The organism is Cupriavidus sp. GW823-FHT06D04, assembly GCF_058795055.1.
Genome location: NZ_JBXAHL010000010.1, coordinates 139,370 through 164,502 on the forward strand (window position 1 = coordinate 139,370; position 25,133 = coordinate 164,502).

At 67.8% G+C, this 25,133-nt stretch carries 16 protein-coding genes and 2 riboswitches; of the genes, 9 read left to right on the top strand and 7 right to left on the bottom strand.

Annotation, left to right across the window (positions count from 1 at the left end; all coding sequences use genetic code 11):
• Positions 1 to 160 precede the first annotated feature (160 nt).
• Entirely contained in the window at positions 161 to 2,257 is a 2,097-nt protein-coding gene (locus AC1Q7H_RS15415; protein ID WP_041228241.1) for a UvrD-helicase domain-containing protein, read from the bottom strand.
• 283 nt (positions 2,258 to 2,540) lie between these two features.
• On the opposite strand from AC1Q7H_RS15415, the gene AC1Q7H_RS15420 reads away from it, so the two are divergent.
• From AC1Q7H_RS15420 to AC1Q7H_RS15460, 9 genes are all read left to right on the top strand, one after another.
• The gene (locus AC1Q7H_RS15420) at positions 2,541 to 2,768 is read left to right on the top strand and encodes a YMGG-like glycine zipper-containing protein (RefSeq protein WP_013958366.1); all 228 of its coding nucleotides are present in this window, start codon (positions 2,541 to 2,543) and stop codon (positions 2,766 to 2,768) included.
• Positions 2,769 to 2,842: 74 nt separating this feature from the next.
• Positions 2,843 to 2,930, top strand: a riboswitch (glycine riboswitch).
• A 21-nt stretch (positions 2,931 to 2,951) separates the two neighbouring features.
• A riboswitch (glycine riboswitch) is annotated at positions 2,952 to 3,077 on the top strand.
• 98 nt (positions 3,078 to 3,175) lie between these two features.
• Positions 3,176 to 4,303 (top strand): glycine cleavage system aminomethyltransferase GcvT, encoded by a 1,128-nt coding sequence (gene gcvT / locus AC1Q7H_RS15425; RefSeq protein WP_013958367.1) that lies wholly within the window; start codon positions 3,176 to 3,178, stop codon positions 4,301 to 4,303.
• Positions 4,304 to 4,391: 88 nt separating this feature from the next.
• The gene (gcvH, locus tag AC1Q7H_RS15430; protein WP_010812169.1) at positions 4,392 to 4,772 is read left to right on the top strand and encodes a glycine cleavage system protein GcvH; all 381 of its coding nucleotides are present in this window, start codon (positions 4,392 to 4,394) and stop codon (positions 4,770 to 4,772) included.
• A 100-nt stretch (positions 4,773 to 4,872) separates the two neighbouring features.
• A complete protein-coding gene (gene gcvP, locus AC1Q7H_RS15435) occupies positions 4,873 to 7,803 on the top strand; it encodes an aminomethyl-transferring glycine dehydrogenase (RefSeq protein WP_492381460.1) in 2,931 nt (976 codons plus the stop codon).
• A gap of 148 nt (positions 7,804 to 7,951) precedes the next feature.
• A complete protein-coding gene (locus AC1Q7H_RS15440) occupies positions 7,952 to 9,328 on the top strand; it encodes an L-serine ammonia-lyase (protein ID WP_211980417.1) in 1,377 nt (458 codons plus the stop codon).
• Positions 9,329 to 9,408: 80 nt separating this feature from the next.
• Positions 9,409 to 10,146, top strand: coding sequence for an MBL fold metallo-hydrolase (locus AC1Q7H_RS15445; protein ID WP_013958370.1), 738 nt, complete (start codon positions 9,409 to 9,411; stop codon positions 10,144 to 10,146).
• A 27-nt stretch (positions 10,147 to 10,173) separates the two neighbouring features.
• On the top strand, positions 10,174 to 10,647 hold the full coding sequence (locus AC1Q7H_RS15450; protein WP_211980418.1) for an OsmC family protein: 474 nt from the start codon (positions 10,174 to 10,176) through the stop codon (positions 10,645 to 10,647).
• Between the two features lie 10 nt (positions 10,648 to 10,657).
• Positions 10,658 to 11,521 carry an alpha/beta hydrolase gene (locus tag AC1Q7H_RS15455; RefSeq protein WP_492381461.1) on the top strand — a complete coding sequence of 288 codons (864 nt, stop codon included), beginning with the start codon at positions 10,658 to 10,660 and terminating at the stop codon, positions 11,519 to 11,521.
• Positions 11,522 to 11,656: 135 nt separating this feature from the next.
• Positions 11,657 to 12,160, top strand: a complete 504-nt coding sequence (locus AC1Q7H_RS15460) for a YMGG-like glycine zipper-containing protein (protein WP_492381462.1) — start codon at positions 11,657 to 11,659, stop codon at positions 12,158 to 12,160.
• A 24-nt stretch (positions 12,161 to 12,184) separates the two neighbouring features.
• Here AC1Q7H_RS15460 and AC1Q7H_RS15465 read toward each other — a convergent pair whose 3' ends face one another.
• From AC1Q7H_RS15465 to AC1Q7H_RS15490, 6 genes are all read right to left on the bottom strand, one after another.
• Positions 12,185 to 13,300 carry a YbdK family carboxylate-amine ligase gene (locus AC1Q7H_RS15465; protein ID WP_013958374.1) on the bottom strand — a complete coding sequence of 372 codons (1,116 nt, stop codon included), beginning with the start codon at positions 13,298 to 13,300 and terminating at the stop codon, positions 12,185 to 12,187.
• Positions 13,300 to 14,526 (bottom strand): cation:proton antiporter, encoded by a 1,227-nt coding sequence (locus AC1Q7H_RS15470; RefSeq protein ID WP_013958375.1) that lies wholly within the window; start codon positions 14,524 to 14,526, stop codon positions 13,300 to 13,302. The genes AC1Q7H_RS15465 and AC1Q7H_RS15470 overlap by 1 nt, the downstream gene beginning before the upstream one ends.
• Positions 14,527 to 14,692: 166 nt before the next feature.
• The gene (locus AC1Q7H_RS15475) at positions 14,693 to 16,657 is read right to left on the bottom strand and encodes a tetratricopeptide repeat protein (protein ID WP_492381463.1); all 1,965 of its coding nucleotides are present in this window, start codon (positions 16,655 to 16,657) and stop codon (positions 14,693 to 14,695) included.
• A gap of 165 nt (positions 16,658 to 16,822) precedes the next feature.
• On the bottom strand, positions 16,823 to 17,974 hold the full coding sequence (locus AC1Q7H_RS15480) for a branched-chain amino acid ABC transporter substrate-binding protein (protein ID WP_013958377.1): 1,152 nt from the start codon (positions 17,972 to 17,974) through the stop codon (positions 16,823 to 16,825).
• Positions 17,975 to 18,130: 156 nt separating this feature from the next.
• On the bottom strand, positions 18,131 to 22,093 hold the full coding sequence (gene putA, locus AC1Q7H_RS15485) for a trifunctional transcriptional regulator/proline dehydrogenase/L-glutamate gamma-semialdehyde dehydrogenase (protein ID WP_211980421.1): 3,963 nt from the start codon (positions 22,091 to 22,093) through the stop codon (positions 18,131 to 18,133).
• 194 nt (positions 22,094 to 22,287) lie between these two features.
• The gene (locus AC1Q7H_RS15490) at positions 22,288 to 24,609 is read right to left on the bottom strand and encodes a primosomal protein N' (protein ID WP_249221212.1); all 2,322 of its coding nucleotides are present in this window, start codon (positions 24,607 to 24,609) and stop codon (positions 22,288 to 22,290) included.
• Positions 24,610 to 25,133: the final 524 nt, after the last annotated feature.

Sequence of the window (25,133 nt, forward strand, 5' to 3'; positions counted from 1 at the left end):
AGTTCCGAACGAGACGTCCGGCGCAGCAGGCAGACCGGGCGGGCCTGCCGCGGCGCCACCCGCGCACACGGCGCGAGCAGCACAGCCGCCATACTAGGGACGCCTGCGCCCGGCGTCTTGTCAGCCTCGCAGGCCTTTGTATCGGGACTGTAGCGCCCGTTCAGCCCGGGGCCGTCTTGCCGCCGGTTCCCAGCAGTGCCTTGAGCGCGCCGAGCCGGTCCTTGGGGCTCATCGCCGGGGTTTCATCGACTGGCGCAGGCGCTTCCTCCAGCTTCATCTCGCCGATAAAGCGCGAAGGCTGGCACGAGTAGGTCTCGCGCGCGCGCTTGCGCTTCTTGCACCAGCTGACATGCAGGCTGCGCTGCGCGCGGGTGATGCCGACATACATCAGCCGCCGCTCTTCCTCGATCTTTTCGTCGCTCATGTCCTCGTCTTCGCGGCAGTGCGGCAGGATGCCCTCTTCCACGCCGACCAGGAACACGTGCGGATATTCCAGCCCTTTGGACGCATGCAGCGTGGACAGCCGCACCGCGTCGGGGTCTTCCTCGCGGCCTTCCAGCATGCTCATCAGCGCCACGGTTTGGGTCAGTTCGAGCAGGTTCTTGCCTTCGCTGCCGAAGCCGTCGGCATTGTCGAAGCCGGTGGCTTCCTCGCCCTCGGCGCCTTCTGGCTTGGTGCCCTTGCGCTTGAGCCAGTCCAGGAATTCCAGCGTGTTAGTCCAGCGCGACTGCGCCTGCCGTTCGTCGAAGCTGTCGTACAGGTAGGCCTCGTAGTGGATGCCTTCCATCAGGTCGTCCAGCACCACGGTGGCCGGATCCTTGGCCGCGCGGTCGGCCAGCCGCACCATCGATTCGCAGAATATGCGCAACGGCTCCAGCTGGCGCGGCTGCAGCTTGCCTTCGATGCCGCCCATCATCGCGGCCTCGAACAGCGACACCTTGGCCTGGCCAGCAAAGGTGCCCAGCGCTTCCAGCGTGGTGTTGCCCACGCCGCGGCGCGGCGTGGTGATGGCGCGGATAAAGGCGGGATCGTCGTCGGGGTTGGCAATCAGGCGCAGGTAGGCGCAGATGTCCTTGATCTCGGCCTTGTCGAAGAAGCTCTGGCCGCCCGACAGTACATAGGGAATGCGCTCGCGCCGCAGGATCTGCTCGAACAGCCGCGCCTGGTGGTTGCCGCGATAGAGGATGGCGTAGTCGCGGAACTGCGCGCGGCGCTCGAACTTGTGCGCGGACAGGCGGAACACCACCGACTCGGCCTCGTGCTCCTCGTCGTTCATCGGGTGGATGGCGATGGGGTCGCCCATGCCGTGCTCGCTCCACAGCTTCTTGTCGAACAGCTTGGGGTTGTTGGCGATGACCGCGTTGGCCGCTTCCAGGATGCGCACGGTGGAGCGGTAGTTCTGCTCCAGCTTGATCACCTTCAGGTCCGGGAAATCGGTCTGCAGCCCGCGCAGGTTGTCCAGCGTGGCGCCGCGCCAGCCATAGATGGCCTGGTCGTCGTCGCCCACCGCGGTAAAGGCCGGCGCGCGCAGGTGCGAGCCACCCGCCAGCAGTTTCAGCAACTGGTACTGGCAGGCGTTGGTGTCCTGGTATTCGTCGACCAGAAAGTAGCGCAGGCGGTTCTGCCACTTGAGTTGCACGGCTTCATTGCGCGCGAACAGCTCGGCAGGCAGGCGGATCAGGTCGTCGAAATCCACCGCCTGGTAGGCGTGCAGCGTTGCCACGTAGTTGCGGTAGACCAGCGCGGCCTGGTGCTCGTCGGCATTGGCGGCCTGCGCGATCGCTGCCTCCGGATCGACCATGCCGTTCTTCCACAGCGAGATCGTGCCCTGTACGCCGCGGATCAGCTTCTTGTCGGTGGTGCCCAGCTGCTCCTGGATCAGGCCGAAGCAATCATCCGAATCCATGATCGAAAACTGCGGCTTCAGGCCCACGTGCTCGGCCTCCATGCGCAGGATTTGCACCCCGAGCGAGTGGAAGGTACAGACCGTCAGCTGCTTGAGCGGGATGCGCTTGCCCTCGCGCGTGGTCTTGCCCTCCATCAGCTTGCCGATACGCTCCTGCATCTCCTTGGCGGCCTTGTTGGTAAAGGTGACGGCGGCGATATGGCGCGGCTCGAAACCCTTGTCCTCGATCAAATGCGCGATCTTCTGCGTGATCACCCGGGTCTTGCCGGAGCCCGCCCCGGCCAGCACCAGGCAAGGGCCGTCCAGGTAGCGGACGGCTTCAGATTGGGCGGGGTTCAGGCCATGGGTCATGCGAGGGATGCGGTTGGAGGCGGGGAAATCAGCAGGAACAGCGGAAGGCCAGGCGGGACACGCCGGCACCCCAAAAACGGGCTCGGCGGCAAAGCTGACGATGTTAACACGCTGGCCGCGGCAGGTCAGTCAGCGCAAACCGCGTTGACAGGGCCGGTTGTGTCACTGGCGTAACACTTCGTAAAGGCCGGAGCCAATCGCGCAACGCAACGCTCTAACTGATATGTCCCCCCGGCCTGCGCGGCAGGGGTGACATGCTTGAATCATCACACCGGAGCCAATAATGAAAACCCTGCAGACTTTGACCAAGGTGACCCTGATCGGCGCGACCGTCGCGGCCTTTGCCGGTTGCGCGGACATGACCCCGAAGCAGCGTAATACCGCCATTGGCGCGGGCGCGGGTGCCGTGGGCGGCGCCATCCTCACCGAAGGCAGTGCGCTGGGTACGCTGGGTGGCGCGGCCGTGGGCGGCGTGATCGGTAACGTTGTCACCGACGACAAGAAGAAGTAAGCCAGACCCGCAGCGACAGGTACGGCAGGCTCCCTGGCCGGTTTGACAAAGGCCGGGGCCTCCCGTACATTGCGCGCATCCGACCGGGAGAGCGCGCATCGCCTGCGCCGCCGAAGGGGTATCACCCGAAAACTCTCAGGCACCACGGACCGATCGGATCGGCATGCAATATGCACACGATGCATGCCGCACTCTGGAGAGCGGCACCCGCCATTCGTGGCGAGCGTGCCCACCGAAGGGGCGCACGAGGATGGGGTCCTGCAGGATCCGCCTTGTAATCTCTCAGGTATCGAGGACAGAGGGGTCATCCGCCGCAGCGGATTGCTACGCCACATTCAGGCGCGGCGAGCGTTGCGGCGGATGGCCCTTTTTTGTTTTCGCCAACCGAGATTGCCCCCGAGGATTCCATGACGCTCCAGGCCACGCCCCTCAACGCCATCCACCGCGCCCTCGGCGCCCGCATGGTTGATTTCGGCGGCTGGGACATGCCGGTCAACTACGGCTCCCAGATCGAAGAACACAATGCCGTGCGCACCGACGCCGGCATGTTCGACGTGTCGCACATGTGCGTGGTCGACCTCACCGGCGCCAATACCCGCAGCTTCCTGCGCGGCCTGCTGGCCAACAATGTCGACAAGCTGCAGACCCCGGGCAAGGCGCTCTACTCCTGCATGCTGGATGAGAAAGGCGGCGTGATCGACGACCTGATCGTCTACTTTTTTGCCGAGGACCGCTTCCGCCTGGTCGTCAACGCCAGCACCGCGCTGGGCGACATCGAATGGATCCGCGCGCGCAATGCCGCCACCGGCAGCGATGTGACCATCACGCCGCGCCGTGAAGATGTTGCGCCTGCAGGCGTGCAGCCTCTGGCCATCGTCGCCGTGCAGGGGCCCAACGCCCGCACCACGGTGTGGAGCACCTTCCCCTCGACCCAGCCGTCGGACACGCTCAAGCCCTTCAACGCCGCCGTGGTCCAGGACCCGGCCATCGGCGAGATCATGGTGGCCCGCACCGGCTACACCGGCGAAGACGGCTTCGAGCTGGTGGTGCCGGCCGAAAACGTTGCCGCCGTCTGGGAAAAGCTGAACGCCGCCGGCGTGCGTCCGGCGGGCCTGGGCGCGCGCGACACCCTGCGCCTGGAAGCCGGCATGAACCTGTACGGCCAGGACATGGATATCAACACCTCGCCGCTGGATGCGGGCCTGGCCTGGACGGTGGACCTGCAGAGCGAGCGCGATTTCACCGGCAAGGCAGCACTGGGCGCGGCCGGTTCGCGCCAGCAATTCCTCGGGCTGATCCTGCGTGACAAAGGCGGCGTCCTGCGCGCCCACCAGAAAGTGATCACCCCGGCCGGTGACGGTGAAATCACCAGCGGCACCTTCAGCCCGTCGCTGTCGCAGTCCATCGCCTTTGCCCGCCTGCCGAAGGATGTCGCCGTGGGCGATACCGTGCAGGTGGAGATCCGCGACCGCAAACTCAACGCGACTGTGGTTAAACTGCCGTTTGTGCGTAATGGCAAGGCACTCGTGAGCTGAGGCTCATACCAACGGTCGCCCTCGCCTGCCGGCGCTTGCCGGGCAGGCATCACCCAACAAGAAACAGATCTGTATCCGGAGAACCTCCATGAATTTCCCCGCTGACCTCAAGTACACCGAGTCGCATGAGTGGGTACGCGTCGAAGCCGACGGCACGCTCACCATCGGCATCACCGACCACGCGCAGGACGCGCTGGGCGACATCGTCTTCCTGGAACTGCCCGAAGTGGGCAAGTCGGTCGGTGCCGGCGACGCGCTGGCAGTGGTCGAATCGGTAAAGGCCGCTTCTGACATCTACGCCCCAGTGGCCGGCGAAGTGATCGCCGTCAACGAGGCCGCCACGGCCGCGCCGGAAAGCGTCAATGCCGACGCCTTCGACGCGTGGCTGTTCAAGCTCAAGCCGGCCAACGGCGACGACGTCAACGGCCTGATGTCGGCCGACGCCTACAAGGCCAGCGTCGGCGCCTGACGCCGGCGGCGCCGGTCCAACGATGGACCGGCCACTGCAGACTGACGCGCGCCGTCCCGGCTGACCACCGGCCGGCGCGCACCCCACGAGGTTCTTGCCAATGAACGCCCCGCTTCCCATGAACGCCGCCCAAGTAACCCGGCCCACGCTGGCCGAACTGGAGGCGCGCGACGCCTTCGCCGCCCGCCATATCGGCCCCGATACTCCCGAACAGCAGCACATGCTGAAGGTGCTCGGCTATGACAGCCGCGCCGCGCTGATCGACGCCGTCATCCCCGCCGCTATCCGCCGCCGCGACGGCATGCCGATGGGCGAGTTCACCGAGCCGCTGAGCGAGGAAGCCGCGCTGGCAAAGCTGCGCGGCCTGGCAGGCAGGAACAAGGTGCTGAAGAGCTTTATCGGCCAGGGCTACTACAACACCGTCACGCCCGGCGTCATCCTGCGCAATATCTTCGAGAACCCGGCCTGGTACACCGCCTACACGCCTTACCAGCCGGAAATCTCGCAGGGCCGCCTGGAAGCGATGCTGAACTTCCAGCAGATGGTCACCGACCTGACCGGCCTGGACATCGCCAATGCGTCGATGCTGGATGAAGGCACTGCCGCGGCCGAAGCCATGACACTGCTGCAGCGCGTGAACAAGCACGACTCGAACACCTTCTACGTGGCCGACGACGTGCTGCCGCAGACGCTGGAAGTGGTACGCACGCGCGCGCTGCCGATGGGCATCGAGGTCAAGGTCGGCCCCGCTGCCGAGGCCGCCGCGGCCAACGCCTTCGGCGTGCTGCTGCAGTACCCGGGCGTGAACGGCGACGTCAACGACTACAGCGCCATCGCCGATGCCGTGCACGCGGCCGGCGGCCTGGTGGTGGCTGCCGCCGACCTGCTGGCGCTGACGCTGATCGCCGCACCCGGCGAATGGGGTGCCGACGTGGCCGTGGGCAACTCGCAGCGCTTCGGCGTGCCGCTGGGCTTCGGCGGCCCGCACGCCGGCTATATGGCGGTGAAGGACGCCTTCAAGCGCTCGATGCCGGGCCGCCTGGTGGGCGTGACCATCGATGCGCAGGGCAACAAGGCCTATCGCCTGGCCCTGCAGACGCGCGAGCAGCATATCCGCCGCGAGAAGGCCACCTCGAACATCTGTACCGCGCAGGTGCTGCTGGCCGTGATGGCCTCGATGTATGCCGTCTACCACGGCCCGCAGGGCCTGAAGCGCATCGCGCAGCGCGTGCACCGCCTGACCGCGACGCTGGCCGCCGGCCTGCAGGCGCTGGGCTTCGCGCGCACCAACGCCAGCTTCTTTGACACGCTGACGCTGGAAACCGGCTTCAACACCGATGCGATCCATGCCGCGGCCACCGCGCGCGGCATCAACCTGCGCCATATCAGCGCCACGCGCGTCGGCATCTCGCTGGACGAGACCGCCAGCCGCGCCGACGTGGTCGCGCTGTGGGAAGTGTTCACGCAAGGCAAGCCGCTGCCCGCCGAACTGGACTTCGACAAGCTCGAGGCCGTCGCGCAGGACGCCTTCCCGGCGGCACTGGCACGCGCCAGCGAATACCTGACCCACCCGGTCTTCAACACGCACCACGCCGAGCACGAGATGCTGCGCTACCTGCGCATGCTGGCCGACAAAGACCTGGCGCTGGACCGCACCATGATCCCGCTGGGCTCGTGCACGATGAAGCTGAACGCCACCAGCGAGATGATCCCGGTGACGTGGCCCGAGTTCAGCCAGATCCACCCGTTCGCGCCTCTGGACCAGACCGTGGGCTACCGCGAGATGATCGACCAGCTCGAGGCCATGCTGTGTGCCGCCACCGGCTACGCCGCGGTCAGCCTGCAGCCCAACGCCGGCTCGCAGGGCGAGTACGCGGGCCTGCTGATCATCCACGCCTACCACGCCAGCCGCGGCGAGAGCCATCGCGACATCTGCCTGATCCCGTCGTCGGCGCACGGCACCAACCCGGCGTCGGCGCAGATGGCCGGCATGAAGGTGGTGGTGGTGGCCTGCGATGAGGACGGCAACGTCGACCTGCAGGACCTGGCGAAGAAGGCCGAGCAGCACAGCAAGAACCTGGCGGCTATCATGATCACCTACCCGTCGACGCACGGCGTGTTCGAGCAGGGCGTGCAGCAGATCTGCGAGATCGTGCACCAGCACGGCGGCCAGGTTTATGTCGACGGCGCCAACATGAACGCGATGGTCGGCACCGCCGCGCCGGGCCAGTTCGGCGGCGACGTCTCCCACCTGAACCTGCACAAGACTTTTTGCATCCCGCACGGCGGCGGCGGCCCGGGCGTGGGCCCGGTCGCGGTCGGTGCGCACCTGGCGGACTTCCTGCCCAACCAGGACAGCGTCGGCTACCGCCGTGACGACCGCGGCATCGGCGGCGTGTCGGCGGCGCCGTTCGGCTCGGCCAGCATCCTGCCGATCTCGTGGATGTATATCGCAATGATGGGTTCGGCCGGCCTCACCGCCGCCACCGAGAACGCAATCCTGGCGGCCAACTACGTGGCCAAGCGCCTGGCGCCGTACTACCCGGTGCTGTACACCGGCCAGCACGACCTGGTCGCGCACGAGTGCATCCTGGACCTGCGCCCGCTGCAGAAGGACACCGGCATCAGCAATGAAGACGTGGCCAAGCGCCTGATGGACTACGGCTTCCACGCCCCGACCATGAGCTTCCCGGTGCCGGGCACGCTGATGATCGAGCCGACCGAGAGCGAGGCACTGCACGAGCTGGACCGCTTTATCGACGCGATGATCGCGATCCGCCAGGAAATCGGCCGCGTTACCGACGGCACCTTCGACCGCGACGACAACCCGCTCAAGCACGCGCCGCACACCGCCGCGGTCGTGACCGCCGATGAGTGGACCCACAAGTACACGCGCGAGGAAGCCGCGTACCCGGTGGCATCGCTGCGCACGCAGAAGTACTGGCCCCCGGTCGGCCGTGCCGACAACGTGTACGGCGACCGCAACCTGTTCTGCGCCTGCGTGCCGGTCAGCGACTACGTGGTCGACTGAGCTTCGGACGGGCCGCCCGCGGCACTGGGCGCCCGCCAAAGCGCTATGCTCGATATGAAGGGCGCCGCGCCGTGCGGCGCCCGTTCTGAGCGAAGGCTGCAAAACGACAAGAGCCCTGCGCGGGCCATCGACATCCTGGAGACTTCCCGTGGCAGTCAGCGTTTTCGATCTGTTCAAGGTGGGTATCGGCCCGTCGAGCTCGCATACCGTGGGCCCGATGCGCGCGGCCCTGATGTTTGCGCAGGGGCTTGAGCGCGATGGCCTGCTGCCGCAGGTGGCCAGCGCGCGCGTGGAGTTGTACGGTTCGCTTGGCGCCACCGGCAAGGGCCACGGCACCGACAAGGGCGTGATCCTCGGCCTGATGGGCGAGGCGCCCGACACCATCGACCCCGATACGATCGACACGCGCCTGGCCGCGCTGCGCGCGAGCCGCGAGCTGTCCTTGCTGGGCAAGCATATTGTGCCCTTCGTCGAGAAGGAGCACATCGCCTTCTACCGGCGCGAGGCCATGGCCGAGCATCCCAACGGCATGAAGTTCCATGCCTTCGACGCCAGCGGTGCATCGCTGCGCGAGGCGCGCTACCTGTCGGTCGGCGGCGGCTTCGTCGTGACCGCGGGCGCACCCAATACACAGGTGCTCAATGCCGCGCAGCAGCTGCCGCACCCGTTCCGCAGCGGCAAGGACATGCTCGAGATGGCCAGCGCCAGCGGCAAGAGCATCGCGCGGCTGATGATGGAGAACGAGCTGACCTGGCGCAGCGAGGCGGAAGTCACCAGCGGCCTGCTGCATATCTGGGACGTGATGCAGGCGTGCGTCGCGCGCGGCTGCCGCACCGACGGCGAGCTGCCGGGGCCGTTCAGGGTCAAGCGCCGTGCGCCCGAGCTGTTCCGCAGCCTGACCGAGCGCGCCGAGCGCACGCTGTCGGACCCGCTCTCGGTGATGGACTGGGTCAACCTGTACGCCATTGCCGTCAATGAAGAGAACGCCGCCGGCGGGCGCGTGGTCACGGCACCTACCAACGGCGCGGCCGGCATCATCCCCGCGGTGCTGCACTACTACGACCGCTTCGTGCCGGGCGCCAACAAGCAAGGCGTGGTCGACTTCCTGCTGACCGCGGGTGCGATCGGGCTGCTGTACAAGCTCAATGCGTCGATCTCCGGCGCCGAGGTCGGCTGCCAGGGCGAAGTCGGCGTGGCCTGCTCGATGGCCGCCGGCGCGCTGGCGGCGGTACAGGGCGGCAGCCCGGCGCAGGTCGAGAACGCTGCCGAGATCGGCATGGAGCACAATCTCGGCCTTACCTGCGACCCCGTTGGCGGACTGGTGCAGATCCCATGCATCGAGCGCAACGCGATGGCCTCGGTCAAGGCGGTCAATGCGGCACGCATGGCGCTGCGCGGCGACGGCACCCACTATGTCTCGCTCGATTCGGTCATCAAGACCATGCGCGAGACCGGGGCCGACATGAAGACGAAGTACAAGGAGACGGCGCGGGGTGGGTTGGCGGTGAATATCGTGGAGTGCTGACAACCCCTGCTGCTAGTGCCCAACGGCATGGCGCGGCGTATCATGGCGGCGTTCCCCGATGGCAAAAGAAGAGGACCGCCATGCAGACCTTCCACCAGTTGTTCGACGAAACCTCGTCCACCTTCACCTACCTGCTGATCGATGCCGCCACGGGGGACGCGCTGCTGATCGACCCGGTCGACCACCAGCTCGAACGCGACATGGCGCTGCTGCAAGACACCGGCGCGCACCTCGCGTGGGTCGTCGAGACCCACGCCCATGCCGACCACATCACCTCGGCAGGCCACCTTGCGCTGCAGACCGGCGCGCACACGGCGGCGCCGTCCGGCTGCGATATCAAGCCCGCCCAGAAGCAGCTGATCGACGGCGACACTGTCGCCTTCGGCAAGCAGGTGCTGCGCGCCATCCATACGCCGGGGCATACCGCCGGCAGCATGAGCTACCTGTGGGAAGAGCCTACGCCCGACGGCATCGTACGCCGCGTCTTCACCGGTGATGCCCTGCTGATCGACGGCTGCGGCCGCACCGACTTCCAGTCGGGCGACGCCGGCACGCTCTACGACAGCCTGACCAGAAAGCTGTTTGCGCTGCCCGACGACACGCAGGTCTACCCGGCCCACGACTACAAGGGCCGCACCTCGTCCACCATCGGCCAGGAGCGCGCCCACAACAGCCGCGTCGCCGGCCGCACGCGCGAAGAGTTCATCGAGATGATGCGCAACCTGAACCTGCCGCGCCCGAAGCTGATCGATGTCGCCGTGCCGGCCAACCAGCGCCTGGGCCTGCGCGACGGCGAAAGCGTGCCGCACGGCGCCTGAGGTTTTCCTAACGCTAGGAGTCTTTGCATGTCCACATACACCGCAGAGGTCCTGTGGCAACGCGACGGGCAGGATTTCGCCGGCAACCGCTACAGCCGCAGGCATGTGCTGCGCTTTGACGGCGGCGCGGAAGTCCCGGGATCGTCGTCGCCCCATGTGGTGCCATTGCCGATGTCGGATGCGAGCGCGGTCGATCCCGAGGAGATGTTCATCGCCTCGCTGTCCAGCTGCCACATGCTGTGGTTCCTGTCGCTGGCGGCGAAGCAGCGCTTCGTCGTCGACCGCTACCTCGATGCGGCCACTGGTGTGATGGCAAGGAACGCCGACGGGCAGATGGCGATGACCGTGGTAACGCTGCGCCCGCAGGTGACGTTTGGCGGCGAGCGCGAGCCCACGCGTGAAGAGCTCGATGCCCTGCACCACGCCGCGCATGACGCCTGCTTTATCGCCAACTCGGTCAGGACCGAGGTGCGCTGCGAACCGGTGTTCGCCGGCGCCTGAGCGCGTTGCCATGCCTGCCATCGTCCCGGCACCGGCGCCAGCGCGGCTGGTGTCGCCGCGGACTGGATCGGTCTGTCGCGGGGTGCTGCGCTGGCTCGGCGCGGGACTAGTCCTGCTTGCCGGAATCAGCATGCTGCAGGATCACTTCCTCTACTTCCCGGACAAGGCGTCGGTCGATGACATGGTCTCGCCCGGGCTGCGCGCCTGGCCGGGGCCGCAGGACTTTCGCGGACTGGTCGCGGAGCCGGCCGGCCCGGCGCGCGCCACCGCCATGGTCTTTCATGGCAATGCCGGGCACGCCGGGCATCGCGACTACTACGCCAGCGCGCTGACGAAGCTGGGCCTTCGCGTGATCCTGGCCGAGTATCCGGCCTACGGCCCTCGCACCGGCACGCTGGGTGAGCGCAGCTTCGTGGCAGACGCGGAACAATCCATCGCGCTGGCCCGGCGCCAGTTCGGCGGCCCGCTGCTGCTGATCGGCGAGTCGCTGGGCGCGGGCGTGGCCGCAGCGGCCGCGGCGCGCCAGCGCGAGAGCGTCGCCGGCGTGCTGCTGATCACGCCGTGGGACAAGCTTGCGCATATAGCCTCGCATCACTATCCCTGGCTACCGGCCGGCTGGGTGCTGCGCGACCGCTACGACAGCGCGGCCAGCCTGAAAGGCTTCGGCCGCCCGGTGATGGTCGCGGTCGCGGAACGCGACACCATCGTACCGGCACGCTTCGGCCAGGCGCTCTATGCGTCGCTGGGCGAACCCCGGCGGCTGGCGGTGATCGGCGGCGCCGGGCATAACGACTGGACCGGGCATGTCGACACGGCCTGGTGGCAGGAAGCGGTCGCGTTCCTGCTGTCCCCGCCACCCACCACAAACAAATAACATCAGGCCGTCAAAACGCTGATTTGACATACCCCTGCGGGCCGCAAATACTGGCCTTCACAGAACGGCTCGCCACTTGCGCACCGGTCGGTGCATCCAGCGCCGCGTAGCCGACACCCGTGGGGGAAGATCATCATGAAGCAATGCCCGCATCGCAAGCTGTACCGTGGCCTCGGCGTACTGGCGGCGGCCATCGCGCTGACCCCGGCGCTGATCCCGGCCCAGGCCATGGCGCAGAACAAGCCTATGGCCTATCCGGCCAAGGGCCAGAGCCAGCAACAGCAGGCCAGCGACGACGGCACCTGCTACAGCTGGGCCAAGCAGCAGACCGGCGTGGATCCGGCACAGGCCGCCAACGCCCCACCGCCGGCCCAGGCACAGAGCGGCCAGCGGGTACGGGGTGCCGCGGGCGGCGCCGCGGCGGGTGCTGTGGTGGGCGCGATGGCAGGCGATGCCGGCAAGGGTGCGGCGGTCGGCGCTGCAGCGGGTACGGTGGGGGGCGGCGTGGCGCACCGGCAGTCGCGCCGCCAGGCGAACGCGGCCAACCAGCAGGCGGCGGCCAATACCAGCCAGGCGATGGGCTCGTACTACCAGGCTTGGGGCGCCTGCATGCAGGGGCGCGGCTACAGCGTCAAATAAGACAGGGGGCAGCCCGGCGCAGGCTCAGGCAGCCCACCGGTCACACGCCTTGCGCACCGTTTCACGCTGGCTGCGCGCATCGGCATCGACCTGGCGCAGCCACTCGGCATCGCCGTCGCGGCGCTCGGCCAGCGCGCGGATATTGGCGAGCGCCTCCAGCGAGCCGAGTGCCTCGGCGTGCGGCACCAGCGCGTCGCAGATCGACAGGATATGGTCGGCGATCGGCATTCGCGTCAGTTCGTTGGGATGCACGTACTCCCCCTCCAGCCCGAAACGGCAGGCCTGGAAGCGGTTGAAGGTGTACACCAGGTAATCGTCTTCCTGCGGCATGAAGGGACGCGACAGCAGCAGGTAACGCGCCAGCATCTGGATATAGGCGGCGATATCGCAGGCGCGCTGCACCGTCAGCGGCGTGTCCATCACGCGGACCTCGATGGTGCCGAACTCCGGCTTGGGCCGGATATCCCAGTAGAAGTCCTTCATGCTCTCGATCACGCCGGTATTGCGCATTTTCTCGAAATACGCGGTGAAGGCGTCCCACGTCAGCAGGAACGGCGCACGCCCGCTCATCGGGAAGGCCGCGACCGAATTCAGCCGCGCCGAGGCAAAGCCGGTATCCACGCCCTGCACATAGGGCGAGGATGCCGCCAGCGCCACAAAGTGCGGCACATAGCGGCCGATGGCGTGCAGCAGGAACAGCGATTCGTCGGCGCTGGGGCAGCCGATATGCACATGCTGGCCGAACACGGTGAACTGCTTGGCCAGGTAGCCGTACAGCTCGGAGATGTACTGGTAGCGCGGCGAATCCGAGATGGTACGGTCGGCCCACTGCTGGAACGGGTGGGTGCCGCCGCCGGCAATGCCCAGGTTCAGCGAGCGCGAGGCCGCCACCATCAGGTCGCGCATCACGGTCAGTTCTTCCAGCGCCTGCTGGTAGCTGTGGCAGATCCCCGTGCTGATCTCGATCATGGACGGGCTGATCTCCGGCTTGATGTCGCCGGCATGCTCGGCGCCCTTGAGCGCGCGCAGCAGGTCGGGCGCGAATGGCGCCAGGTCATAGTCATGCCGGTTGACGAGCTGCAGTTCCAGCTCCACGCCGAAAGTCAGCGCTTCTGAGTGCTTGAACGGTTCGAGCGACATCAGCGCCCTCCTCCATTGGCCCGGATGTCGACGCGGACTTCGCCTGCGTAGCGCAGCGCCCAGGCCGCGATCACCGGACCGAAAAGTTGTTCGATGGCCAGCGCGCATAGGATGATGGCCGCCAGTGGCTGGCCGGTACCGGGGTAGAGGCGCGCCACGTCATGCATCAGCAGGAATGCCAGGCCCGACATCGGCGCCAGCGCCAGCCCCAGGGCCATGCACTGGCGCAGGCTCAGGCCCGAGAACGAGCCCAGCGACACCACTCCCGCCAGCTTGGCCACATGGCGCAGCACCACCAGCGCGATGGCGTAGACGCCGCCCACGGCCCAGTCCTGTGCCGTCAGCGGCAAGCCCAGCGACACCACCATGACGATGATCAGCAGGCTGCCCGCGCTGCCGAAATGCGGCGGCCATACATGCGGCTGGTTGTCCTGGTGCTTGAACACGACACCAGCCAGCATCAGCGTCAGCGGCATCGACAATTTTAGTACCCGGGTCAGCGCCAGCGTGAACAGAACCAGGCCCACCAGCACCAGGAAGCTGTAGTGATCGTCGGCCGACATGCGGTCATAGATGGCATGGCCGAGCTTGCCCACCACCCATGCCAGCAGGCACGAGCCCACCAGCAGGTACAGCGGATGCAGCAGCGCCGCGCCCAGGTTGCCGTATTCCGAATGCAGCCAGCCGGTGGCGACCTGCACGATGGCGGCGGCGTAGATGCTGTTGAGCGCAGCCATCGCCATCAGGCGCTCAGTGACCTGGCCGTCGGCGCGCAACTCATTCTTGAGCTGCAGCACGATGGTGGGCGAGGTGCTGACCGCGATGCCGCCGGCCAGGATCGCCACGCCGGGCGAGGCGCCAATCCATTGCAGCACCGCCGCCACCAGGCCCCAGGTCAGCAGGCTTTCAAAGGCACTGGTCAGCAGCAGCCAGCGGTTGGCGCGCAGCCAGGTCAGCGAGAGGCGATGCCCGAGTTCGAACAAGGCCAGCGCCAGCGCCATATCGATCAGGATACGGGTCTGGTTGATCATGTTCTCGTCGACGATGCTGCGCCCCAGCATGCCGGCGCAAAGCCCCGCCGCGGCATACCCGACGATGCGCGGGCAGCGCAGCCAGCGCCGGCTCAGCTCACCGGCCAGGCCGGCGCCGACCAGCGCCAGCCCGACCCAGAACAGGCCGCCGGGCGCGAGCGGGAGGCTTGGAAAAAGTTGGCTCAGTCCATTCATGGCGACATGGTAATGTAAGCACTTCATAATCCATGTCAGTGATTGTCCGACACCGCACAAAACACGCGCACAACTTCTGTCATCTGCGCGTAAAAAACGCCATCTACAGATGGCGTTTTTTACATCCTTTACATGGTCAGACCGTTCGCGGGTCCGGAGCGACGTTTCAGACGCCCCAGACTTTCCACATCGGCCGGGTTGCCTTCAGCGCGGCTTCCACCTGTGCATATAAAGTGCGCGTCGAGCCCTGCGCGGCACTGCGGGCACGGGCCTTCTCGAAATACCCCAGCGCGGTTTCACGCTGGTCCAGGCCAAGCGCCGACTGCACGGCACGCAGGTACACCTCGGCATCCCAGTCGTCACGCACGGCGAAGGCGGCGACAAAGTCGGCCAGCGCGGCATCGTGGCGCCGCGCTGCGTTGTGGACCAGTCCGCGCTGCACGCGCGGGCCGGCCTGGTCCAGCGGATCGCCCTCGGTCAGCGCCACGGCCTGCTCGAACAGCGGCAGCGCGCGCTCGGGCTCGCCCACGTCGCGCCAGACCTGGCCGAAGCGGTTGTACAGCCAGGCGTCCTCCACCAGCAGCGCGCGGCGCTGCTGGGCCTCGATCTCGGCCAGGGCATCGGTGCGGTCGTGCTCGTCCATGCCGGCCACCTGCGCCTGCAGCAGCGCGGCAAAGTGCGCGCGCGCATGCGCCATCGGGTGCGCGGCCTCGCTGCGGGCTTCCACCGGCAGCGCATCCAGTCGGGCATCCATATGCATCATCGCGGCGCGCGCGGCCTCGGTCGGCTCGGCGCCGCCCATGGCTTTCCAGGCCGCGATCATGCGGCTGAAGGCCCAGGTCACGTCGGCCGGATTGCGCTCCAGCGGGTAGCGGTTGAGCACCTCGCCGGCCAGCTCGGCCACCTTCTGGTGCTGGCCCGCGTCGGCGTGGCAGTCGAGCAGGTCGATCCAGTGGTCGATGAACTCGCTGGCGGCCATGCCCTGCTGGTGCAGCGCGATGCGCTCGTCCACGTGCGCGGCGTCGGCCGGCAGGCTGCGCGACAACAGCCGGCACAGCAGCGAATAGACATGCGGGTCGGCATTGCCGCCGTGCCCCGCGGCATCGCCCTGGCCGGTGGCGAAGTACTGGTCGAAGCGCGCCACGCCGGCACGGCCGGCCTGCACCAGCACCGGCCGCAGCGCGGCCTCGGCGGCCGGCACCTCGTCGATGAACTCGCCCAGCGCCATGGCGGCGCGGTAGTAGCCGGCACCGTCGTCGGACTGGTCAGTCAGCGTGAAGCGCAGCCACGGCTCGCGATCGGCCGGCTGGGTGCTGTCGGCGCGCTGCGCCAGCTGGTGGCGCCAGGCCAGTTCGCGTACCTGGCTCTGCGGGTCGGGTACCTGGCGCAGGTAGACCGCCAGGTCGTCCAGTGCCCCCTGGACGTCGCCCACGCCGTGGCGCAGCGGTGCACGCAGGCGGCGCGCCTCGGGGTGGTCAGGGTGCTCGGCCAGCACACGGGCGGCCTGGTCGGCGGCCACGGTGTCACCGGCGGCGGGATCGAGCTCCAGCAGATGCGGGTTGTCCAGCGCCACGCGGCCCAGGCAGACGCGCATCAGCGGCTCCACCGGCACGCCGGCGGCCTCGGCCCGGGCGATGTAGTCCGTCACCAGCGGTGCGATGTCGTCGGCGCCCAGGTCGGGATTGCGGACCATCAGGTCATGCCAGTAACGCGCCGCGGCGGCCATGTCGCCCATGCGCAGGGCAGCCAGGCCGGCGTGGAAATGCGCGGCCCATTCGCCCGTCAGCAGGCCGCTGCGTTGCGCGGCCTCATGCAGCCACGGGCGCGCCTCGGCATCGCGGCCCAGGCTCATCAGCATGGCGCCGTAGCGGTGCGCGATCACCCCGCGCGAGGCCCAGCGGTGCGGCGGCTGCAGCGGCTGCGTGTCAAGCCGCGCCAGCGCCTCGTCCAGCACCGCCAGCGCGGCGTTGGCGTCACCGTTGTCAAAGTGCAGCCGCGCCCGCAGCGTGACGAAATCAACCACCTCGGGGCGGGCCTGCGACAGCTGGTCGGCAATCTGCAGGGCTTCGGTGAAGCGCCCCTGGTTGGCTAGCCCGATGGCGTGGTCGTAGCTGGCTTCCTGCTCGGACACGTACTGCTCCTATGGATTGAAAAAATGTGCGAGTGCGGGATTATGCGCCAACGGGGGAGATACGGAATTGTTTGGGGGCTTGGCGCCGTGGCGCCATCCCCCCCAAAAGGAAAAACGCCACCCAAAAGGCGGCGTCTCCCATAACCAGCAACAACAGCCAGCAGCTTACTTCCCGCCAACCGTCTCCAGCACCGTCCACTTGCCACCCACCACCTTATAGACAGTGATACCACCATCCTTCAGGTCGCCACGCGCGTCATACGCCAGCATCTTGGTGGTCACGCCCTGCATATTGGTAGCGGCCAGCACCGGCAGGTAACGCACCGGATCGGTCGACCCGGCCTTGACCATGGCGGACATCATCGCGGTGGCGCCGTCATAGGCGTACGGCGAGTAGGTCTGCACCTTCGAGCCGAAGCGCTTCTCGTACTTCTTCTCATACGTGGAGCCGCCAGGCATCTGGTCCAGCGGCAGGCCGGCCAGCGACACCACGGTGCCTTCTGCAGCCGGGCCGGCGAGCTTCAGGAAGTTGTCGGTCTTGGACATTTCGCCCGACACCAGCGGGGCCTTCATGCCCAGTTCCTTGACCTGCTTGGCCATCGGCGCGGACTGGGTCTCGGCGCCACCGTAGAAGATGATGTCCGGGTTGCTGCGCTTGATGTTGGTCAGCACGGCCTTGAAGTCCACCGCCTTGTCGTTGGTGAACTCGCGGCGCACGATCTTGCCGCCGGCGGCCTTGGCGGCCTTCTCGAACTCGTCGGCCAGGCCCTGGCCGTAGGCGGTGCGGTCATCGACGATAGCGATGTTCTTCGCGCCCAGCTTCTTCACCACGAAGGCGCCGATCACCGAACCCTGCTGGGTGTCGGAGGTCATCATGCGGAAGGTGGTCTTGAAGCCCTGCTTGGTGTATTCCGGCGCGGTCGCCATGGCGATCTGCGGGATGCCGGCGCGGTTATAGACCATCGACGCCGGGATGGTGGTGCCCGAGTTGAAGTGGCCGAGCATGCCCTGGATGCCGTTATCCACCAGCTTCTGCGCCACCACCGAACCGGTCTTCGGGTCGGCCTGGTCGTCTTCGGAGACCAGCACGAACTTGACTTCCTTGCCGCCGATCTTGGGCTTGGTGGCGTTCATGTCCTCGATCGCGAGGACGATGCCGTTCTGCATGTCCTTGCCGTACTGCGCCTGGCCGCCAGTCATCGGGCCGGCAAAGCCCAGCTTGATTTCCTGGGCCTGCGCGAACGCGGCCGAGGCGGCGGTCAGGCCAGCCAGGGTCAGGGCAACGGTCATTGCCGTCTTGTGGAATGTCGAGTTCATCAGATCTCCTTGGGTCCCAAATGGTGCCGATGTGGTGCCGTTGCCGGCAGTTATATTGGCGCGGCCTGGCAGTGCCGCGCCTTGCTTCCTGTGCGCAACGGGGCGGGATCGCCGCCACCGCTGCGCGCTTCGACATGACGACGTCCGAGGGTTGCCTCAGCCGATCGTCATCAAACTGGCATTGCCGCCCGCGGCCGCGGTGTTGACCGAGAGCGAGCGCTCGATCAGCAAACGGTCGAGCGCGATATTCGGTTCACCTTGCGCCAGGCCCTGCACGCCGATGATCGGACCGGGGCGCACTGCCACCTGTTCGCACACCGTGCGCAGCTGGTCGGAGTCGCCGTGGTGCAGCACCGCATCGATAGCGATGTCCGCCGCGGTCCAGTCGGCCACCATGCGGACGCGCGATTGTACGCCCTTAGGCAGGCGCGCAAACAGCCCCCGGCTGACAGGGTTTTCCGGCCATACGGCGTCGGCGCCGACGGTCAGCACGGCACCCAGCTGCAGGGCCAGGTCGGCCTCTTGCGTGGCCAGGCACAGCACGCGCTCGCGCGGCAGCAGGGTGTAGGTGTTGCGCTCGCCGGTGGGGCCGGGCAGCGTCACGGTCAGGCCCGAGGGCGATGCCGCGGCCAGGCGCTCGCAGGCGGCGGCTACCGCCGGCAGCTCGGCCGCGGCCCAGGCCTGGAAGGCCGCTGCGGCCTCGTCGCGCAGCGTGGCCGCCTCGCCGCCGCCTGCTTCCGACGCGCGCACGCTGCGTACCACCGCATCCTGCGGGCAGACCGACAGCAGGCGGTGCAGGTACAGCGGGCCGCCCGCCTTGGGGCCGGTGCCCGACAGGCCTTCGCCGCCAAAGGGCTGCACGCCCACCACGGCACCGACGATATTGCGGTTGACATACAGGTTGCCCACATGGGCACGGCTGACGATATGCGAGATGGTCTCGTCGATGCGGGTATGGATGCCCAGCGTCAGGCCGTAGCCGGTGGCATTGATCTGGCTGACCATGGTGTCCAGCGTCGCGCGCGGGAAGCGCACCACGTGCAGCACCGGGCCGAACACCTCGCGCTTGAGTTCCTCGATGCTGTCCAGTTCAATCAGCGTCGGCGGCACGAAGGTGCCGTTGCGGCAGCTGGCGCCCTGCGCGGCGTTGGGGTCGGCCTGGTGGACACGGCGGCCCTTGGCGCGCATGGCGTCGACATGGCGCACGATATTGCCGCGCGCTTCTTCGTCGATCACCGGGCCGACGTCGGTCGACAGCCGGTCCGGGTTGGCCATGTTCAGTTCCTGCATGGCGCCCTTGAGCATTTCCAGCACGCGGTCGGCCACGTCTTCCTGCAGGCACAGCACGCGCAGTGCCGAGCAGCGCTGGCCGGCCGAATCGAAAGCGGAGCTGAGGACATCGCCCACCACCTGTTCAGCCAGCGCCGACGAGTCGACGATCATCGCGTTCTGCCCGCCGGTCTCCGCGATCAGCGGGATCGGGCGGCCGGCGGCGTCCAGGCGGCCGGCGACGTTGCGTTGCAGGATGCGCGCGACTTCGGTCGAGCCGGTGAACATCACACCCTTGACGCGGGCATCGCCCACCAGCGCGGCGCCAACGGTCTCGCCGCGGCCCGGCAGCAGCTGCACCGCGCCGGCCGGCACGCCGGCTTCGCGCAGCAGGCGCACCGCGGTGGCGGCGATCAGCGGGGTCTGCTCAGCGGGCTTGGCCAGCACCGGGTTGCCGGCGGCCAGCGCCGCGGCCACCTGGCCGGTAAAGATCGCCAGCGGGAAATTCCACGGGCTGATGCAGACCACCGGGCCCAACGGGCGGTGGGTCTCATTGTCGAAGCTGCGGCGCACCTCGGCAGCGTAGTAGCGCAGGAAGTCCACGGCTTCGCGCACTTCGGCGATGGCATTGGAGAAGGTCTTGCCGGCCTCACGCATGATGATGCCCATCAGCGACTGCATCTGGGCTTCCATCAGATCGGCGGCGCGTTCCAGCGCGGCCGCGCGCACGTCCGGCGGCGTCGCCTGCCAGATCGGCGCGGCATTGACGGCGGCCTGCAGCGCGGCGTCGACGTCGACCTGGCTGGCCTCGGTGACATGGCCGACCACGTCGCGGTGGTCCGCCGGGTTCAGCACCGGCGCGGTGATGGCGTCGGCAGCGCGCGGCACCTCGGCGCCCAGCAGCGGCTCGGCCACGGCGCGTTCGCTGGTGCCGGCGAGCAGCGCCGACGACAGCGAGGCCAGCCGGTGCTCATTCGCGAGATCGATGCCGGCCGAGTTGGGACGGCTCTTGCCGTACAGCGTGCGCGGCGACGGGATGCGCGGGTGCGGCAGGCCCAGCACGCCTTCGTCGCGGTGCATCGCCTCGACCACGGCGACCGGGTCGGCCACCAGCTCGTCCAGCGAGATGGTGTCGTCGGCGATGCGGTTCACGAACGAGGTATTGGCGCCGTTCTCCAGCAGGCGGCGCACCAGGTACGCCAGCAGCGTCTCATGCGTGCCGACCGGCGCGTAGATGCGGCACGGGCGGTTGAACTTGCCGTCCGCGGTGGCGCCAACCACCTGGTCGTACAGCGGCTCGCCCATGCCGTGCAGGCACTGGAACTCATACTGGCCGGGGTAGTAGCTATGGCCGGCGATCTGGTAGATGGCCGACAGCGTATGCGCATTGTGCGTGGCGAACTGCGGGTAGATCGCGTCCGGCACCGACAGCAGCTTGCGCGCGCAGGCGATGTACGACACGTCGGTGTAGACCTTGCGCGTGTAGACCGGGTATCCCTCCAGGCCGTCGACCTGGCCGCGCTTGATCTCGCTGTCCCAGTACGCGCCCTTGACCAGGCGGATCATCAGGCGGTGGCGGCTGCGGCGGGCCAGGTCGATCAGGTAGTCGATCACGAACGGGCAGCGCTTCTGGTAGCCCTGCACCACGAAGCCGATGCCGTTCCAGCCGGCCAGCTCGGGCTCGAAGCACAGGCGTTCCAGCAGGTCCAGCGAGATCTCGAGGCGGTCTGCTTCCTCGGCGTCGATATTAATGCCGATGTCGTACTGGCGCGCCAGCAGCGTCAGCGACTTCAGGCGCTCGTACAGCTCGCCCACCACGCGCTCATGCTGCGCGCGGCTGTAGCGCGGGTGCAGCGCCGACAGCTTGATCGAGATGCCCGGGCCTTCATAGATGCCGCGCCCGCGCGAGGCCTGGCCGATGGCGTGGATGGCCTGCTCGTAAGAGGCCAGGTAGCGCTGCGCGTCGGCCTCGGTCATGGCGGCCTCGCCCAGCATGTCGTAGGAGTAGCGGAAGCCTTCGGCCTCGTACTTGCGCGCGTTGGCCAGCGCCTCGGAGATGGTCTCGCCGGTGACGAACTGCTCGCCCATCAGGCGCATGGCCATGTCCACGCCCTTACGGATCAGCGGCTCGCCGCCCTTGCCGATGATGCGCGTGAGCGCCTTGGTCAGGCCCGATTCGGTATGCGTGGCGACCAGCTTGCCGGTCAGCAGCAGGCCCCAGGTGGCGGCGTTGACGAACAGCGACGGGCTCTGGCCCAGGTGCGACTGCCAGTTGGCGCCGCTGATCTTGTCGCGGATCAGCGCGTCGCGGGTGGCCTTGTCGGGAATGCGCAGCAGGGCCTCGGCCAGGCACATCAGCGCCACGCCTTCCTGCGACGACAGCGAGAATTCCTGGATCAGGCCCTGCACCAGGCCCTCGCGACCGGTGCCGACCTTCTGCTCGCGCAGCCGCGTGGCCAGGGTCTTGGCCATCTTGATGGCGGCCTCGGCTTGCTGCAGCGGCAGGCGGGCCTGCTCCAGCAGCACCGGCACGCAATCAGTTTCCGGACGACGATAGGCAGAGGTAATGGCGGCACGCAGCACCGATTGCGGCTGGATGCTTTGGGCGAACTCCAGGAACGGCTGCGGCGCATCGCCATGGACCAGCTCAGCTCCGTCGGCGCCATCCGCGTCGGCGCTACCGGCGGCGCCGGTCTCGTGCGGCAGGTGGCCGCGCTCGATCTGCTCGAGGTAGGTGAAGATGGCCTGCTTGATCAGCCAGTGCGGCGTGCGGTCGATGGATTGGGCAACGCGCTTGAGGCGGTCGCGCGAGGCGTCGTCGAGCTTGACGCCGAGAGTGGTGGTGGCCATGCGGGCAATTCTCCGAAAGACTGGAGCCGCCGCCGGTGCTACCTCGTCCATGCCGGCAGGCACGGGCGCGCGACCGGCCGCAGCCTGTGAGCTGGCGCGATCTTACTCCCGAAAATCACCAAGGTGCAACCTAGTGCAACCCTATCGAAAACCCTAATGCCAGGGTTGCACCTTTTTTTGCCACGCTGGCCGGCTCAGATCCGCAACGGATCGATTTCAAGCTGCCAGCGCACCCCTTTTGCCTCCGTCCCTACATCTGCGAAAGTCTGTACCCACTCAGCCACAAAGCGTTGCAGCACAGGCCGCGAGGTGGCCTCCACCAGCATCTGCGCACGTTCCCGGTTGAAGATGCGCACCATCGACATCGGCACCGGGTCGTGCAGTTGCACCTCGGCCGCCAGCGCGCAGGTATCGGCATGCCGGCGCGCCACTTCCAGGAAATGCAGCGCCCGTTCCAGCTGGCTGTGCTCGGCGGTCACCAGCACCTGGTAGCAGAACGGGGGCAACCCGGCCTGGCGCCGCTCGCGCAACTGGCTGGCCGCGAATCCATCATAGTCGTGGCGCGTCAGCGCCTGCAATGCCGGGGTGTCCGGGTAGCGCGTCTGGATCAGCACCTCGCCCGGCAGGCCGGCCCGCCCTGCCCGCCCGGCCACCTGCATCAGCGAGGCGAACAGGTGCTCGGCGGCGCGGAAGTCGTGGCTGAACATGGCCGCGTCCGGATGGACGATGCCGACCAGGGTCACGCGCTGGAAGTCGTGCCCCTTGGCCACCATCTGCGTGCCCACCAGGATGTCGACTTCGCCGGCATGGACTTCATCGAACATGGCCTGCGCGCTGCCCTTGCGGCGCGTGGAATCTGCGTCGATGCGGGCGATGCGGGCCTGCGGGAAGCGCGCCGCCAATGCCTCTTCGATACGCTGCGTACCGCGCCCCAGCGGCGCGATGTCGACATTGCCGCAGTCCGGGCAGTGATGCGGCACCGGCGCCTCCAGGCCACAGTGGTGGCAGCGCAGGCGCCGCTCTGGGCGGTGCAGCACCAGGTACGCCGAGCAGCGCGGGCAGCCCGACAGCCAGCCGCAGCTGTCGCAGGCAATCACCGGCGCGTAGCCGCGGCGGTTCAGGAACAGCAGGCTCTGCTCGCCGCGCGCCAGGCGCGCGTCGATGGCTTCCAGCAGCGGCACCGACAAGCCTTCGAACAGCGTGCGCTGGCGCTGGCGCTCGTGGTTCAGGTCGACCAGGCGCACCGTCGGCAGGGTCGCTTCGGCCTGGGCGCGCTCGCGCAGCACCAGCTTGCGGTAAGTGCCCTGCCCGGCCCGCCACCAGGTCTCCATCGACGGCGTGGCCGAACCCAGCACCACGGCAATGCCGCGCTGCTTGGCGCGCCACACCGCCAGGTCGCGCGCGGAGTAGCGCAGCCCTTCCTGCTGCTTGTAGGAGGTGTCGTGTTCCTCGTCGACCACGATCAGCGCCAGCGCCGGCAGCGACGCCATCACCGCCATGCGCGTGCCCAGCACGATGCGGGCCTCGCCGCGGTGGGCGGCCAGCCACTGCAGGCTGCGCTCCTGGTCGGCCAGGCCGCTGTGCAGCACCGCCAGCGGCAGGTGCGGGAAGCGCGCCGCGATGCGAGCCTGCAACTGCGGGGTCAGGTTGATTTCGGGCACCAGCATCAGCACCTGGGCCTGGGTGTCGCGTTCGAGCACCGCCTGCATCGCATGCAGGTAGACCTCGGTCTTGCCGCTGCCGGTCACCCCGTGCAGCAGGAACGGCGCAAAGCCTTCGGCCTCGGCAATGGCCTGCACCGCGGCGCGCTGCTCGTCGTGCAGCGGCGGCGCGGCCGATGGCGGCTGGGCGGGGCCTGTCGGCAGCAGGGTGCGCGCGGTGCGGCTGGCGTCGACCCAGCCGGCGGCCTGCCATTCGGCCAGCCGCGCCGGTGCCGCTGCGCACAGCACGCGGGCGTCGGCCAGCGTCAGCGGCTCGGCCGCGGCGGCGCGCTCGGCCAGCGCCTGCGCCAGGGCGCGCACGCTGCGTGCGCGTGGCGGCACGGCAGCCAGCAAGGCCTCTGCATGCCTAGGCAACAGGCGGTATTCGTCGGTGCGGGCACGCTGGGCCAGGCCTGACCAGCTCTCGGCCTCACGCAAGGCCGGCGGCAAGGCCGGCAGCATCACTTCGCCCAGGCGGCGCTGGTAGTAGCGCGCGGCAAAGGCGGCCAGCTCGATCCAGTCGGGCTGCAGCGGCGCCATCCAGTCCAGGCGCTGCGCCACCGGGCGCAGCCGGTCGGCGGGCACATCGGAGTGGTTGGCGTACGCCACCGCCACGCCGACCATGCTGCGGCGGCCGAACGGCACCACCACCAGGTCACCCGGGGCGACCTCGGGCGTGGCGAGATAGTCGAAGCAGTCGTCGGCGGGGGTGTCCAGCGCGACCCGGATGACCGGCTGGGCGGCGGCGGACGGCATCACGGCGCCCTCCGCCGTGCTGCCCTCGATCAGTGGGAGCGCGCCGCTAATTGGCGCCATGCGGCCCTTCCTGGTGCACCGCCTTTGCGCAACCTTTGTGCAACGGGCGGCAGGCGTAATGAGGGTGTAAATCTAGTGTGCGGCGCAACATCAACTTAAAGTAAAACTTCAAATGTGGCCCTAAGTCGATGATAGATGACTGGTTTTCCACTTATTCCACCGCCCCTGTGGATAACTTTGTTGAAAAGTCGCACTGGCTGACCGGAAAGCCCCGAGAAACAAGGGATCCACCGGCATCGGGCCTTCCTTTGCAATTCTTCCAAAGCCTTAAAAATCAAAGGCTTGCAAACATCCCCCGGATAGGTTAGGGAAAAACCCTGTCCCGCACTGCGGCAAACCTATCGGTGTGCATAAGTCAAGTGCCGCCAGTCAGGCCCGAGCACCTTTTTGGCGAATGCTGGCGAAAAAGTTAACTTGACAGGGTCCGGCGGCGCGGCTCCCGCAGCACTGGGTACGCTGGCGCGCCGGCGCGCTGCAGCGCGGGGCGCCGCAGCAGCAGCCAGGCCGACCGCATACTGTCACCG

What these genes read in the sequence shown, in the direction of transcription:
- AC1Q7H_RS15415 (WP_041228241.1), bottom strand. Translation starts at nt 2,257, where the DNA reads ATGACCCATGGCCTGAACCCCGCCCAATCTGAAGCCGTCCGCTACCTG.
- AC1Q7H_RS15420 (WP_013958366.1), top strand. Translation starts at nt 2,541, where the DNA reads ATGAAAACCCTGCAGACTTTGACCAAGGTGACCCTGATCGGCGCGACC.
- gcvT (WP_013958367.1), top strand. Translation starts at nt 3,176, where the DNA reads ATGACGCTCCAGGCCACGCCCCTCAACGCCATCCACCGCGCCCTCGGC.
- gcvH (WP_010812169.1), top strand. Translation starts at nt 4,392, where the DNA reads ATGAATTTCCCCGCTGACCTCAAGTACACCGAGTCGCATGAGTGGGTA.
- gcvP (WP_492381460.1), top strand. Translation starts at nt 4,873, where the DNA reads ATGAACGCCCCGCTTCCCATGAACGCCGCCCAAGTAACCCGGCCCACG.
- AC1Q7H_RS15445 (WP_013958370.1), top strand. Translation starts at nt 9,409, where the DNA reads ATGCAGACCTTCCACCAGTTGTTCGACGAAACCTCGTCCACCTTCACC.
- AC1Q7H_RS15450 (WP_211980418.1), top strand. Translation starts at nt 10,174, where the DNA reads ATGTCCACATACACCGCAGAGGTCCTGTGGCAACGCGACGGGCAGGAT.
- AC1Q7H_RS15455 (WP_492381461.1), top strand. Translation starts at nt 10,658, where the DNA reads ATGCCTGCCATCGTCCCGGCACCGGCGCCAGCGCGGCTGGTGTCGCCG.
- AC1Q7H_RS15460 (WP_492381462.1), top strand. Translation starts at nt 11,657, where the DNA reads ATGAAGCAATGCCCGCATCGCAAGCTGTACCGTGGCCTCGGCGTACTG.
- AC1Q7H_RS15465 (WP_013958374.1), bottom strand. Translation starts at nt 13,300, where the DNA reads ATGTCGCTCGAACCGTTCAAGCACTCAGAAGCGCTGACTTTCGGCGTG.
- AC1Q7H_RS15470 (WP_013958375.1), bottom strand. Translation starts at nt 14,526, where the DNA reads ATGAATGGACTGAGCCAACTTTTTCCAAGCCTCCCGCTCGCGCCCGGC.
- AC1Q7H_RS15480 (WP_013958377.1), bottom strand. Translation starts at nt 17,974, where the DNA reads ATGAACTCGACATTCCACAAGACGGCAATGACCGTTGCCCTGACCCTG.
- putA (WP_211980421.1), bottom strand. Translation starts at nt 22,093, where the DNA reads ATGGCCACCACCACTCTCGGCGTCAAGCTCGACGACGCCTCGCGCGAC.
- AC1Q7H_RS15490 (WP_249221212.1), bottom strand. Translation starts at nt 24,609, where the DNA reads ATGGCGCCAATTAGCGGCGCGCTCCCACTGATCGAGGGCAGCACGGCG.